This is a genomic window from Acinetobacter variabilis, assembly GCF_000369625.1.
GTDB lineage: Bacteria > Pseudomonadota > Gammaproteobacteria > Pseudomonadales > Moraxellaceae > Acinetobacter > Acinetobacter variabilis.
This window is the reverse complement of sequence record NZ_KB850113.1, coordinates 1218719-1232534: the sequence shown is the minus strand read 5'-3', so window position 1 is coordinate 1232534 and position 13816 is coordinate 1218719. Positions and strand designations below refer to the sequence as shown.

At 42.5% G+C, this 13816-nt stretch carries 12 protein-coding genes; 8 read left to right on the top strand and 4 right to left on the bottom strand.

Features of this window, described 5'->3' with window-relative positions; translation table 11 throughout:
• From murB to F897_RS11590, 3 genes are read left to right on the top strand one after another with little or no spacing between them, the layout of a single operon-like run.
• Positions 1-1038, top strand: coding sequence for a UDP-N-acetylmuramate dehydrogenase (murB, locus tag F897_RS11600; RefSeq protein ID WP_005236046.1), 1038 nt, complete (start codon positions 1-3; stop codon positions 1036-1038).
• A 5-nt stretch (positions 1039-1043) separates the two neighbouring features.
• Positions 1044-2183, top strand: coding sequence for a YdcF family protein (locus F897_RS11595; protein ID WP_005236039.1), 1140 nt, complete (start codon positions 1044-1046; stop codon positions 2181-2183).
• On the top strand, positions 2183-3226 hold the full coding sequence (locus F897_RS11590) for an alpha/beta hydrolase (protein WP_005236036.1): 1044 nt from the start codon (positions 2183-2185) through the stop codon (positions 3224-3226). Before F897_RS11595 ends, F897_RS11590 begins: the two co-directional genes overlap by 1 nt.
• 84 nt (positions 3227-3310) lie before the next feature.
• On the opposite strand, the gene F897_RS11585 is transcribed toward F897_RS11590, so the two are convergent.
• Positions 3311-4981 carry an FMN-binding glutamate synthase family protein gene (locus tag F897_RS11585; RefSeq protein ID WP_005236035.1) on the bottom strand — a complete coding sequence of 557 codons (1671 nt, stop codon included), beginning with the start codon at positions 4979-4981 and terminating at the stop codon, positions 3311-3313.
• 460 nt (positions 4982-5441) lie between these two features.
• Positions 5442-6464, bottom strand: coding sequence for a helix-turn-helix transcriptional regulator (locus tag F897_RS11580; RefSeq protein WP_005236034.1), 1023 nt, complete (start codon positions 6462-6464; stop codon positions 5442-5444).
• 241 nt (positions 6465-6705) lie between these two features.
• Here F897_RS11580 and F897_RS11575 point away from each other — a divergent pair, with 241 nt between their 5' ends.
• The 5 genes from F897_RS11575 to F897_RS11555 all read left to right on the top strand — a co-directional run bounded on the left by F897_RS11575 (position 6706) and on the right by F897_RS11555 (position 10967).
• Positions 6706-8265 carry a circularly permuted type 2 ATP-grasp protein gene (locus F897_RS11575; protein ID WP_005236033.1) on the top strand — a complete coding sequence of 520 codons (1560 nt, stop codon included), beginning with the start codon at positions 6706-6708 and terminating at the stop codon, positions 8263-8265.
• Between the two features lie 22 nt (positions 8266-8287).
• The gene (locus tag F897_RS11570; protein ID WP_004783892.1) at positions 8288-8890 is read left to right on the top strand and encodes an alpha-E domain-containing protein; all 603 of its coding nucleotides are present in this window, start codon (positions 8288-8290) and stop codon (positions 8888-8890) included.
• Positions 8887-9666 (top strand): transglutaminase family protein, encoded by a 780-nt coding sequence (locus F897_RS11565; RefSeq protein WP_005236032.1) that lies wholly within the window; start codon positions 8887-8889, stop codon positions 9664-9666. The genes F897_RS11570 and F897_RS11565 overlap by 4 nt, the downstream gene beginning before the upstream one ends.
• A 20-nt stretch (positions 9667-9686) precedes the next feature.
• On the top strand, positions 9687-10421 hold the full coding sequence (locus F897_RS11560; protein ID WP_005236031.1) for a proteasome-type protease: 735 nt from the start codon (positions 9687-9689) through the stop codon (positions 10419-10421).
• 114 nt (positions 10422-10535) lie between these two features.
• Positions 10536-10967 carry a BLUF domain-containing protein gene (locus F897_RS11555; protein ID WP_005236029.1) on the top strand — a complete coding sequence of 144 codons (432 nt, stop codon included), beginning with the start codon at positions 10536-10538 and terminating at the stop codon, positions 10965-10967.
• A 62-nt stretch (positions 10968-11029) separates the two neighbouring features.
• Here the strand turns inward: F897_RS11555 and alr are convergent, their stop codons facing one another.
• Both alr and dnaB read right to left on the bottom strand, forming a co-directional pair.
• A complete protein-coding gene (alr, locus tag F897_RS11550) occupies positions 11030-12100 on the bottom strand; it encodes an alanine racemase (RefSeq protein ID WP_005236027.1) in 1071 nt (356 codons plus the stop codon).
• A 231-nt stretch (positions 12101-12331) separates the two neighbouring features.
• On the bottom strand, positions 12332-13771 hold the full coding sequence (dnaB, locus tag F897_RS11545) for a replicative DNA helicase (protein ID WP_004783882.1): 1440 nt from the start codon (positions 13769-13771) through the stop codon (positions 12332-12334).
• Positions 13772-13816: the final 45 nt, after the last annotated feature.

Below are 13816 nucleotides of genomic sequence, written 5' to 3'. Positions count from 1 at the left end.
ATGCAGATTCAGACTCAGGTTCAACTTAAACCTTTTAACACGCTAAATCTTGAAGCGATTGCCGCTTATTACAGCCAGATCCAATCAACTGATGATCTGATTGCCGCACTGGAGTTTGCTGAGCAGCAACAACTGAATGTGTTAATTCTTTCTGGCGGTAGCAATATGTTATTGCCGGAACAGATTGATGCACTCGTCCTGCATATGGATATTCAGGGCATTGAAATGCTGGAAGGAAATGAGCAGCATCAATGTCTGCGGGTAGGCGGGGGCCAAGTTTGGCATGACTTCGTACTCTGGACGACAGAACAGAAATTCTATGGTTTGCAGAATCTGGCCCTGATTCCCGGGCTAGTCGGCGCATCTCCAGTGCAGAATATTGGGGCATACGGTGTCGAGGTCGGCGAATTTATTCATGCGGTAGAGGTCTATGACCGTAAGCTGAAAAAATTTGATTCCATTCCTGCCGCAGACTGTCATTTTTCCTATCGTCATAGTATTTTTAAAGATGATCCAACACGTTATGTGATTACACACGTTACTTTTAAATTACTAAAACAGGTAAATCTGAAACTGAATTATGGTGATCTTAAAGCAGCGGTGGGTGATAATCTCACAGCAGAAAACTTGCAGCGGCAGGTGATCCGGATTCGTCAGAGCAAACTGCCTGATCCTAAAGAATTTCCAAACGTGGGAAGTTTCTTTAAAAATCCTATCGTAAATCAACAGGTTTTTTACCAAATTGCTGTGCATTTTCCTGATTTGCCCCATTATCCGCAGGCCAATGATCAGGTTAAAATGGCGGCAGGCTGGCTGATTGATCAGGCAGGCTGGAAGGGGAAACAGCTTGGGCCAGTAGGCATGTTCCATAAACAGGCACTGGTTCTGGTGAACTATGGTCATGCTTCTCTGAAGGATGTCCGTCAAACCTATGGCGCAGTACAGCAGGCTGTCTGGGACAAATTCAAGATTATGCTCGAACCTGAACCGGTATTATTTGATTGTAAAGGCTTAATTCGATCTCATCAGGATAAATAACGTATATGAAAAACACCCATTGGATGGTCCGTTTAGTACAAATCGTCGCAGGACTGTTTGTATTTTTCGGCTGTCTGGTGATGTTAATCTATTCGCCATTTTATTCGCAGCTTGTGGTTAAGGGACTCAATCGATTTGTGTCCTTTGAAATTAACGAAGTTGCAGCACAAAGCCAGAAAATGGCTTCCCTGAGTGAAGATGATACGCTCGAACCAGGTTCTGATCAGTGGATTGCCCGTCAGGCTTATTTACATGTGATGGAACAGGATATCCAGAAAAATCATTCTGCCAATCTGATGCTGATTCAGGCACGCTACAAGATACTGCAACAGATGATTGAAGAACATCAGCGTGAACAGCAGGAAGAAAAAGCAGAACAGAATCAGCCTGCACAAGTGCCTTTATTGTCCCAGCAAGAACCTGTTGAAGCCGTTGACCCAACTCAGAAGGTCCGCGAACTGCTGGAGTGGGACAGTAATGAAAACAAAGAACGCGTTGAGCAATATATTGAATTCTTGACAACTCATCCTTTAGAAGATGAAGAAGCGAGTGCCGTTCAGGTCACAGCGAAAGAGGAAATCAAGGAAGATCTGGCTTTACTGCAAGAACAACAGCAACAAAAACCGGTCAATCAATCTAAGCCTTATGCCATTGTGGTCTTAGGTGGTGGTCTAACCTTGCATGAAAATGGTAAGGATATTGTGGTCAATGACTATACCCGTTTGCGTCTGGAAACCACACTCGCAGTTGAAAAACAGTATCAGTTACCGATCGTATTGAGTGGTGTGGAAGCGCCGTATATGCAGCGCTGGTTACAAAATTACAATGTCGATGCCAAATTGCTTGAAGACCGTAGCATGAATACCTGTGAAAATACCCGTTTCAGCTCATTATTATTGCAAAAAAAAGGTGGAGCACCGACTGTGATTCTGATTACCGACCGTTATCATATGCCACGTACCCGTCGTCTGTTTGCATTAAATGGCATTCAAACTATTCCAGTGGAAGCACCGATGCCGAAGTCCTTGACCCGTTGGCGTCCAAGTCGACAAAATTATGATCATAGTCGCCGTGCCAATTATGAAATGCTGGCCACTATCCGCGATATGTGGTTTGGCTCCAGTGACTGTCGGGAGGTGCCTTAATGTCTGATATTCCGTTTTTAAACCCGACCATCCTGAAACAGCTGGATTTACCTGTTCCAAGCAGGGAAACAACGCCACAGCTTTTACAGCCCTTAAACCTGAACAGGGATGACCAGCCCACTATTGATCTGCTGTCTTATCGCAGACTGTATGGTTTCGATTTGCTGGATTGCAAGCATTGGCAGGGTTATGTACAGATGCCGCTGTTTAAACTGCATGTGCAGGTATTTACACCCAATCTGGAAAATACCCGTTTTGACAAGATTCAGGGAACGGCCTTTCTATTACATGGATATCTGGAACATAGCGGAATTTATCAGCCGATTGTACGTGAGTTGCTGGAACAGGGCTTTAGCGTCCTGACCTATGACCTGCCGGGGCATGGTCTCAGCGATGGTTCATCTGCCAGTATCCAGAATTTTGATCATTACCAGCAGGTTTTGCATGCGGTATATCGTTATGTGAAGCATGCCGAGCAGTTACCTAAACCTTGGGTTGGCATTGGACAAAGTACCGGTGGTGCGATCTGGATGCATCATTTGCTCGAATTTGCAGAACGACGCGAAAATCCGTTTGTAGATCGCGTGCTGTTATTGTCACCATTGATTCGTCCAGCTAAAACTGCCTGGTGGCACAATCCGCTCGGTCTCGGCATTATCAGCCGGATCAAGCGTGAAGTACCACGTCATTTCCGCCGTAATAACCATAATCCTGAATTTCTGCGCTTTATCCGACTTAAAGATCCTTTGCAACCCCGCATGATGGGCATGGATTGGATTCTGGCGATGTCACGCTGGATGCTGGAAATGGAAGCACGTCCAGCCTGCCGAATCCCTGTCTGGTTAGCTCAAGGTGCTCAGGATCAGACAGTGGACTGGCGTTATAACATTGAATTTATCCGTCGCAAGTTCCGCCTGCAAACTTTGTTAATGCTGGAAGAAGGTTCACATCAATTGATTAATGAACGCGCGGATATCCGTGCAGCACTCACAGGTTTAATTCCAGCCTTTTTACATGCGCATGGCAGTAAGACCTATTATTAGACTGTGACACTCTCAATTAAAAAAAGGCGTTTTAGTAAACGCCCTTTTTTTGTCTAATTTGACTAATTTTTGATTCTTATAGGCTCAAAAACTTTCCAGTTTGGCCATATTCCACATACGGAAATAAAAGTTTTCCTCATCTTTATTTTCGCAATGTAATAATTCGCCTTCTTTAAGCCAGAAATGAATCTGGGCAAAGTTCTTGATTTCATGATTGCTGATTCGCTGTGCCAAATGATGCGGCTTAATGGCAGAAGGATGTTTTAAACCTGCTGAAGCGATGAGCTCAGACAGGGCATGCATTGTATTTTTATGGAAATAAAACACTCGCTCTGCCTTAGTCGGGACATGTAGTGCTTTTTGACGCTCTTTATCCTGAGTAGTCACTCCTACTGGGCATTGATTGGTATGACAACTTTGTGCCTGAATACATCCGACTGCAAACATGAATCCGCGCGCTGAATTGACCCAATCTGCGCCAAGCGCCATGGTACTGGCAATATCAAAAGCACTGATAATTTTCCCGCTTGCACCAATTTTAATCTTGTCTCTCAATCCTGCACCGACCAAGGTATTGTGCACAAACAAAAGGCCTTCTCTTAAAGGAGTACCCATATAGTCAATCAATTCAATTGGTGCAGCACCGGTACCGCCCTCAGATCCATCTACCACAATAAAATCAGGATAAATTTTGGTATGTAGCATGGCTTTCACCATACTCATAAATTGCCAAGGTTGACCCAGACAAAGTTTGAATCCGACTGGCTTACCTTCAGAAAGCTCGCGCAGTTGTTGAATGAAATTCATCATTTCAATGGGAGTTTTAAACGCTGGATGACCAGAAGGTGAGACACAATCATGTTCACGGCTAATCCCGCGAATCTGAGCAATTTCTTCTGAAATCTTGGCTTTAGGTAAAATCCCGCCATGTCCAGGCTTTGCGCCTTGTGAAAGCTTGATTTCAATCATCTTTACTTGAGGTAGCTTGGCTTTTTCTGCAAATTTCACCGGATCAAACTGACCCTCTAAGGTCCGACAACCAAAATATCCGCTACCAATTTCCCAGACAATGTCACCGCCATGTTCCAGATGATAAGGGCTGATACTACCTTCCCCGGTATCATGAAAGAATTTGCCTTTTTGCGCACCAAGATTCAAAGCCCGAACCGCATTGGCACTTAAACTTCCGAAACTCATAGCCGAGATATTCAAAATGGAAGCAGAATAAGGCTGGGTACATTGCTCATTGCCGATTAGAATACGAAAGGTTTCTGGATCGGCAGGTCTGCAAGGGGTAAGGGAATGGCTAATAAACTTATAATTTTCTTCATAGACATTTATGATCGAGCCGAAGGGCTTATCTGAATTTTCATTTTTAGCCCGTTGATACACCAGACTGCGCTGCATACGTGAAAATGGCAGGGCATCCCGATCCGCTTCAATAAAATACTGACGAATTTCAGGACGGAATTCTTCAAAGATAAAGCGGAAATGACCCATAATCGGGTAATTTTTTAAGATTGAATGTCTGTTCTGCAAGACATCATATAGGCCTAGCAGGCTCAGCAGAATACTGACGATCCATAAGGTATTCACCAAAGTTGCCGGCATAAAATAATAGATATAGCGCGGTTCATAACCGATATGAAAAATCGTAAAAATAACGGCGATGGTGATGCAGGCAAACCAGACCGAGTGCCGTGAAAAGAAAGTATTAAGTAATTTGTGTCGTACTAATTGCGCAGGGTTAGCCATTATGAAATTAAATTCCTATTTCCACTACGATAGCGTTTAATAATGTGCAGAGCTGCCTGGCTTATACAAGCATAGAATTGTTTTTTAATTTTATAAACTTGCTGAAAGTCTTTTAATGGCCGCCATACTTATCTTCTAGATAGATAATAAATTTTCCAAATAATCTTCTATGAAAAAATTGTGCAAAAGGCATGCATTCTTTTTATTTCAAAAACAGGCTTAAGCGCTCTATAGTGATTTTTATCCCCACAGCAGGAGTGTAAATTATGACAAAAAAATCGATCCGTTTTAATAATGCAGAGCTGGCTTGCTCATGTTATCAGACTCTTTAATTTCTAATGTGACACATCCGGTCTGTTTTCTGGGGCAAGAGGAAAGCAGACCGGCTCAGTAACAGATCACCAGAGCAATAATAAAAATAAAATAATAAATTGATCAGGTCCCCAAAATGGGGACTTTTTTATTCTTTGGAAGAGACTGAATCAGTTTCATTCACTTGGTAAACAGCATCTGCCACTATTTTTGGTTCGATGTTTTTGATTTTATTACCAAAACTGCGTAACCACCAGACCAGTTGCGAGGTAAAAGGCACAGTCGCACTAATCAGAGCCATGCCATTTTCAATTTTTTCAATGTTTTGATCTTTGCTGAGCTGACTTTCCTCAAAATAGTGTGCATCAGATTCAGGCATGCTCAGTTGAAGTAATACATTTTCTGTTGGCTGGTTAAAATCGACCCGGAATCCTAAAGCGCCAGATTCGATGTATTCATCAATATCAAAATTTACCGGATGCAGGGCACGAGAATTCAGCACCACCGCTGATTTAAAACGGTGCAGGGCAAAGGTTTGAATATCCGATTTATCATGACGGGTACAGACCAGATAGATAATTGAACCTTTTTGTACTAATGCCAGCGGATTTAAAATATAGGTTTTCTCTTCGCCATTATGACCACGACCCTGATAAACACATTCCAGCTGTTTGTCCTGTAACAGGCCTTCGTAAATCGCCTGTTGGGCCGTTTTATCGACTACAGGCGGAATAAGTGGCTGAGTGGCAGGCACGATTCTGACCCGGTTAATCCATTGCCGTACATTATTTTGTGATGACAGGCTGCGTCGAGCCAGATCAAACCAGGGGTTCATTTCTTCAATCAGACTAGGTGGCAGTAGGTGTTTGAGATGTTCTTCCACCATCATAAAAGTCACCGCCTGTGAACTGGTCATATGCGGCAAGCTTTGAATGGGCGCATCTGAACGCCAGCGCCAGCCTTGTGGCGTGGTTTTACTGCTCTCAATCGGAAAACGCTGGGCAATCTGGTTCAGGTCACGCTGAATAGTACGCAAACTGATCTCGATCCCTTCACGATTCAAGATTTCCTGGAGTTCACGGGTTCCCATCCATTTTCCGGTAGAAAGACGCGACAAGATTTGCCATTGGCGGTAAAGGCTATTGGAGGTTTCTTTTTCTTGTGCTGACATAATGTATTTTTACTGGCAATCAATGGAAACAAATTAAATATGAGCTTACCACAATAAAAAATCTGGCTTTTTTTCGCAAGTTATTCTGCGCAACAATTGACCTACAATCCGTAAACATCTTGGCGAAAAATGATATTGAGTGAATAGGCACTTTACTGGGTTAATGCATACTTCGAAACGGATGTCATGGCATGGATATTGCTCTGATTTTATTATAATAGATTACAATGAAGAGGTTTGTATGCTAAAAGAAAGCCAGGATACAAATACTATTACAACAGTAGAAAATCATACTGCAGCAGATTTAAGCAAAAATTTTACAGATACTACAGCACTCAATATTTCAATCAAACATAGTCCGCATTTTTTATACCAAGAGATTTCTTCGAAATTTTTCAATGAAATGCGTGATCATCAGGTGATGAACAGTCAGGCAGGTCAACGACTTGAAGAATGGCTGTCACAGCATACACTGGATGAACTGAATCAGCTAAATGAAGTAGCAAAAGAACATTTTCTTTCTGATGGTATTACGTTTACCGTATACGGCGATGAGCAAGGCACTGAGCGGACTATTCCGTTTGATGTAATCCCACGGGTGATTGCCCGTAAACAGTGGAATATGGTGGCACTCGGTTCAGCACAGCGTGTTCGTGCCTTAAACCTGTTTCTGCATGATATTTATCATCAGCAGGATATTCTCAAAGCCAATATTGTTCCTGAACTTCAGGTACTGACCCATGAAGCGTATCAGCCGCATATGTATCAGCATCATTTGAAAGGCAGTATCTATAGCCAGATTAGCGGGATTGATATTATCCGGGATTCCAAAGGCGAATTTTATGTACTGGAAGATAACCTGAGAACGCCGTCTGGTGTGTCCTATATGCTGGAATGCCGCAAGATCAGCCAGAAGTTAATGCCAAAAGTGTTTGAGCAATCCAATATTGCCGGTATTGAGCAATATCCAAAACTCTTAAGAGAAATTCTGGCGGAAAATGCCTATACCGATAATCCATTCATTGTGGTTTTGACTCCGGGTCGTTTCAATAGTGCTTACTATGAACATGCTTGCCTTGCAAGGGACATGGATGTACCTTTAGTGACATCACGTGATCTTTTTGTTGAGAACTCTAAGGTTTATGTAAAAACGATACGTGGGCGTCAACAGGTTGATGTTATTTATAGAAGGGTCGACGACGCCTATCTTGATCCACTGTGCTTTAAACCAGATAGTACTTTGGGTGTTCCGGGCTTAATGTCCGCATATTTACAACATAATGTTGTAATTACAAATGCACCGGGTACAGGTGTGGCAGATGATAAATCGATTTATCCTTATGTCGATAAAATGATTCATTTTTATTTAGGTGAAAAACCAATTTTAAATAATGTTCCAACCTACCAATGCCGTAATCCGGAAGATCTGGACTATGTGTTGGCAAATTTGGATCAGCTGGTCGTCAAGGAAGCACAAGGTTCTGGCGGTTACGGCATGCTGATTGGGCCACAAGCCTCTCAACAGCATATTGATATTTTCAGAGATAAGATTTTAGCTGCGCCGCATTTATATATTGCGCAGCCAACTTTGGATTTGTCGGTCAGTCCGACTTTAAGCAATTTTGGTATTGCTGAACGACATATTGATCTACGTCCTTTTGTCTTGAGCTCACCTTACCGCACTGAAATTGTGCCAGGTGGTCTGACCCGGGTAGCCATGCAGGCAGGCTCACTGGTGGTCAACTCATCGCAAGGTGGCGGGATCAAAGATACCTGGGTAGTCGACAACTTACATTCATAACATTCCAAAGAAGGATAACGTCATGGTTTTGTTAAATACCAATGCGCAACATATTTTTTGGTTAGGCCGTTATTTATCTCGTACCCAGTTTTTATGTTCGCATTTTCCATTTTTAGATGATGAAGCCGCTGTGGCTTATGCACATGCTTTCTGTTTGCCTGCGTTTGATGCCAGTTCCTTAAATGAGCTGGTTCTAGATAGCACCCAGCCGACTTCATTTACCCAACAGTTTCAAGTGGCAAAAGACAATATTCAGGAATTGCGCGGTGTATTGTCAGGCAAAGCCTATTCCGAACTACTGAAACTGATTAAAACTGCGGATCAGAATGCCGGTTATATCTGCGATGTCGTGACAGATTGTGCCGAAATTCTGGAAGCAGAATCATCAGATGTATTTCTGTTTTTCAGTCTGGGCCAATGTCTAGAACAGCTAGATCAGCAATTACGTCTCGGTGAAGATACGACCCGTACCTTATGTAAAATCGATTATATCGTGGATACACTCTGTGAAATTGGCTGGGGCAGTGTAAAGCAATACTGGACACAGTTACGTGCCGCACCTGATCTGAAGCAGTTTTACCAGTTTAGTGATCATATTCATCGCTTGTTCGAGGCTGATGTATGAAATTGATGGTGAATCACCAAACGCAATATACGTACACAGCTGAGGTGAGGAACAGTATTCAGTACATCAAAATGATGCCTTCCACCAATGAACACCAGAAAGTGCACTATTGGGATGTCAGTGTACCGGGTCAGAAAGTAATCCGGCATGATGCCTTTCAGAATCTCTGGATGACCAGTACACAGCGTGAATCCTATCATAGCCTGATGATCATGGCACAAGGCATCGTTGAGTTAAAACTCGCGCATGAGCAGGGCTTAAATGATTCATTAAATCCCTATCTGTTTTTACAACCGACTGAAGCCACAAAATGCAATGCAGAGATGAAGGATTTTGCAGAGCGGCATGTTCCAGCATTAACTCGTAAACATTTAATCGGCTTGGCCCAAGCCGTACTCGAACACGTTCCTTATATATCAAATAGTACTACGGTACAAGGTTCTGCGATTGATGCCTTTGAAGTACGTCAGGGTGTCTGTCAGGATCACAGTCATATTTTTATCGCCATGTGTAAACATTTAGGTTTACCATCACGTTATATATCAGGTTATCTTTATGCACAGAATGCCTCACATTTGGCAAGCCACGCTTGGGCTGAGGTATTTGTTGAACAAGCATGGTACTGTTTTGATGTGAGTAATCTGTTATTTACGCCAAGTGCGCATGTCTATGTTGCGGTGGGACGCGACTATTGGGATGTTGCACCAGTACGTGGTGTAAGAGAAGAAGGCGGTGTGGAATCCATGTATTCCATCGTCCAGGTACTAGGATGTTAATTCATTAATAAGGACAAAAAATGACGTATTGTTGTGCCCTTCGTTTAGAGCAAGGTATGCTATTTATCAGTGATACACGCACCAATGCTGGTGTGGATCACATTTCGGTATTCCGAAAATTATATACCTTTGGGGCAGATGGGGAGCGCGTTATCGTACTCCAGGCCTCCGGAAACCTGGCAACAACACAGGCGGTGATCGGACATATCAGAAATCAGCTGGAACTCAGGCAGGAACCGAATATCCTGAGTTTACCCACCATGTTTGATGTTGCGGAACTGGTGGGCAATACGCTCAAAAAAGTAATTGCCAATGTGACTGATGATAGTTTAGAACAAAGTACTTACTATTGTAATTTCCTGGTCGGCGGCCAGATTAAAAATCAGGAAATGCAGCTCTATCATATTTATCCGCAAGGCAATTTTATTTGCGCGACACGGGATACGCCATATTTCCAGATTGGTGAAAGTAAATATGGTAAGCCGATTCTGGATCGTGCTCTGACCTATGATATGCCACTCGATGAGGCATTACGCTGTTCTCTAATTTCTTTTGCTTCTACCTTACGTTCAAATGTATCTGTCGGTATGCCGCTGGATGTACTTGTCTATAAAAAAGACAGCTTGATGATGCCGAAAGGTAAACGTATTGCTGAAGACGATGAATATTTTACGGATATCAGTCGGCAATGGTCAGAAACTTTAAAGAAAGGTTTGGCAGAGCTGCCTACACCATCGAATGATTATTTCTTATAATATTTATAGAAATAAAAATAAGTTTTTCTTATAAGAATTAGTAAAAATTGACTGCTTAGTGTACAGTGCTAACTTCTATACGATATTGCATAGATAAGAATAGAGGTTAGCCGCATGTACCAATTTTGTTATGCCAGTGAAAGTACCTCGTCCAAAGCCGACTTACTTCAAGATTTAACGGATATCCTTAAAAAAGCACGTGATTTTAATCATCCTAATCAAATAACAGGGGTGCTTTATTTTGCTGATGGACATTTTTTCCAGTGCTTGGAAGGTGAATGTCTGGTTTTAAAAGCTTTACTGACAGAGAGACTATCTAAAGATTCACGCCATAAAAATATTAAACTATTTGAAACTAAAGAGATTGAGCAGCGTACTTTTGGCGACTGGTCGATGAAATACATTTCTAAACGCAGTTCCATTCAACAATTCTGCCAAGAGATGGGGCTTGAAGTTTTTACGCCTAATGATTTTAACCAGGAACAAGTAGATGCTTTATTACTTGAACTGTCATTAATCGAAAATGAAGAGCAAAAATTAGCTTAAATACTGACCGTATAAAAAAGCCCAATTTATATTGGGCTTCATTATTTTTGGCTAGTTTTTCTTTAAACCAGTTTGCGTACCGGGCGGGCAGACATACGGCAAAGTAATTCATAACCAATCGTACCATTGGCTTCAGCTACATCATCAACCAGACGGGATTTGCCCCATAGTTCGACTTCAGTACCTAATTCCAGATTGAGACCAGTTGCATCAATGGCAATCATGTCCATTGCCACACGGCCAATCACACGGGTTTGCTGATCATTAATCGCTACATAGTTCTGTTTCGGGAAAGCACGTGGATAACCATCACCATAACCGATAGAAACAATGGCTAAAGTCATATCTTGATCAGCAGTGAAAGTAGAACCATAGCCGACATGTTCACCCGCTTTGATATTGTTTAGTGCAATCACTTCCGCAGTAAAAGTCATGACTGGTTTTAGATCCAGATCATGTACAGTTTTGTCTGCAAATGGAGTCGCGCCGTAAAGCATGATACCTGGACGCACAAAGTCAAAATGCAATTCTGGATATTTATAGATCGCAGCTGAATTACAACAAGAACCCATTAAAGGTGCGCAGTCATTTTTCACTTCAAGGAACTGCTGGATTTGCTGTTCATTGAGTGGATGTTCCGCATCAGCATTGGCAAAGTGCATCGCCAGCACGCAGGTAAAACCTTCTGCTTTTAGTTGATTGATCACATCTTTAATCACATCAATTTTAAAACCAAGACGGTTCATACCGCTGTTGAGTTTCACCCAGACTTTCAAGCCTTTCGCAATATAGGCTTCTTTATTTGCCAGTAACCAGTCCAGTTGTGGCTGATGATGCACAATGACTTCAATATTCTGATCGATCACAACCTGCATTTCATCTGCAGAGAAAATGCCTTCGATCAGGGTAATGGGTTGCTGGTAGCCGAGTTCACGAATTTCCAGGGCTTCTTCCAGACAGGCGACCCCAAAGGTATCACTATCTTTTAAGGCTGCTAAGCAGTCTTTAACTCCATGTCCGTAAGCATTGGCTTTGACCATGCTGACGATTTTAGCGGTTGGGGCAAGTTGTTTGACACGGTTTAAATTATATTGCAGTGCTTCACTGTCAATATAAACTGTAGCTTGGCGCACCCTAGATACTCCTGCGGGATGACAAAAATAATATCGTGTGGAACACACAAAAGAGGGAGAGAAATAACAGGATTGTGAAAACAAAAGCGGTCATTTCAAAATTGCAAATATTGTAGACCTATCTGCCATAAATGGACATGCTCATTTATATAATTTCATGCACAGCAGGCATTCTAAATAAAAAAGAGACCATTTCGGCCTCTTTTTTGGAATCAAATTAACCTTGAGTGCTTATTCTTCATCATCATATTGGGCATAGAATTCAGGAGAGAGGTTACTGAAACGGGTATATTGACCTTCAAATGCCAGACGAACTGTACCAATTGGACCATTACGCTGTTTTCCAATAATAATCTCGGCAGTACCAGCTTCTTTGGATTCCTTGTTATAAACCTCGTCACGGTAAATAAACATGATCAAATCGGCATCCTGCTCGATCGCACCAGATTCACGAAGGTCAGACATTACCGGGCGTTTGTTTGGACGGTTCTCCAGAGAACGGTTCAACTGTGATAAGGCAATCACAGGACATTGCATTTCTTTAGCCAAGGCTTTTAAGCTGCGAGAAATCTCCGAGATCTCGCCTACACGGTTATCACCCATACCCGGCACTTTCATCAACTGAAGATAATCGACCATGATACAACCGAGTTTACCACCATGCATTTTGGCAATACGACGCGCACGCGCACGAACCTCAGTCGGTGGTAGTGCAGAGGAGTCATCGATATAAAGATGCTTTTCCTGTAAATGTACAATGGTACTGGTCACCTTAGACCATTCATCACTGTCCATTTTACCGGCACGTAAATGCCCTTGATGCACGCGGCCGAAAGATGAAATCAAACGCATCGCAATCGAATCCGCTGGCATTTCCATCGAATAGACCAGCGCAGGGAGGTTGTTGTTAAACAGCACACTTTCGACCAAATTCATGGCAAAGGTGGTTTTACCCATAGAAGGACGAGCTGCGACAATAATCAAGTCACCGGCCTGCATACCAGAAGTTTTATTGTCCAGTTCTACGAATCCCGTAGTTAAACCGGTAATTGAACCTTCTAATTGGGACAGTTCATTCAACTTGTCGAATACGTCAGCTACAACAGTATTGATGGCTTTGGGGCCTTGAGCCTTGGCATTGTTATTATGTTGTTCGGCAATCGAGAAAATATTGGTTTCAGCCAGATCCAGAATTTCACTCACTGGACGGCCTTTAGTGTCATAGGCATTCTGTAAAATTTCAGAGCTGACTTTGATCATGCTACGTAAAGTAGAGAACTCTTTAATTTTACCCGCATAGGTTTCCAGGTTATAGAAACTTGAAGGGGAGTCAGCCATCAGCTGCATTAAATATTCTTCACCACCGACAGCATCGAGTAAGTTCTGTTTGATCAGCCAGTCATGTACCAGTACTGCATCATAAGGCGAGTTTTCCTTAGAAAGCTGTTCAATGGCACGGAAAATATATTTATGCCGGGTCGCATAAAAATCATTTTCAGTCAGCACATCGCCGACTTGTTCAAAAGATTCAGCCACAGTCATAAGGGCAGCAAGTACAGCCTGTTCAATCGCTAAATTGTGCGGGGGAGTACGGAACTCCTTAAGTTGGGTATCAGCAACAATTTCTGGTTTAGCGGTAGGTGCCTTTTTGCTGGCATTCGCCTGTGACATATAAATCCCTGATTTTAAATACAATGGTTAAATATTGTCGGAGAT

What these genes read in the sequence shown, in the direction of transcription:
- murB (WP_005236046.1), top strand. Translation starts at nt 1, where the DNA reads ATGCAGATTCAGACTCAGGTTCAACTTAAACCTTTTAACACGCTAAAT.
- F897_RS11595 (WP_005236039.1), top strand. Translation starts at nt 1,044, where the DNA reads ATGAAAAACACCCATTGGATGGTCCGTTTAGTACAAATCGTCGCAGGA.
- F897_RS11590 (WP_005236036.1), top strand. Translation starts at nt 2,183, where the DNA reads ATGTCTGATATTCCGTTTTTAAACCCGACCATCCTGAAACAGCTGGAT.
- F897_RS11585 (WP_005236035.1), bottom strand. Translation starts at nt 4,981, where the DNA reads ATGGCTAACCCTGCGCAATTAGTACGACACAAATTACTTAATACTTTC.
- F897_RS11580 (WP_005236034.1), bottom strand. Translation starts at nt 6,464, where the DNA reads ATGTCAGCACAAGAAAAAGAAACCTCCAATAGCCTTTACCGCCAATGG.
- F897_RS11575 (WP_005236033.1), top strand. Translation starts at nt 6,706, where the DNA reads ATGCTAAAAGAAAGCCAGGATACAAATACTATTACAACAGTAGAAAAT.
- F897_RS11570 (WP_004783892.1), top strand. Translation starts at nt 8,288, where the DNA reads ATGGTTTTGTTAAATACCAATGCGCAACATATTTTTTGGTTAGGCCGT.
- F897_RS11565 (WP_005236032.1), top strand. Translation starts at nt 8,887, where the DNA reads ATGAAATTGATGGTGAATCACCAAACGCAATATACGTACACAGCTGAG.
- F897_RS11560 (WP_005236031.1), top strand. Translation starts at nt 9,687, where the DNA reads ATGACGTATTGTTGTGCCCTTCGTTTAGAGCAAGGTATGCTATTTATC.
- F897_RS11555 (WP_005236029.1), top strand. Translation starts at nt 10,536, where the DNA reads ATGTACCAATTTTGTTATGCCAGTGAAAGTACCTCGTCCAAAGCCGAC.
- dnaB (WP_004783882.1), bottom strand. Translation starts at nt 13,771, where the DNA reads ATGTCACAGGCGAATGCCAGCAAAAAGGCACCTACCGCTAAACCAGAA.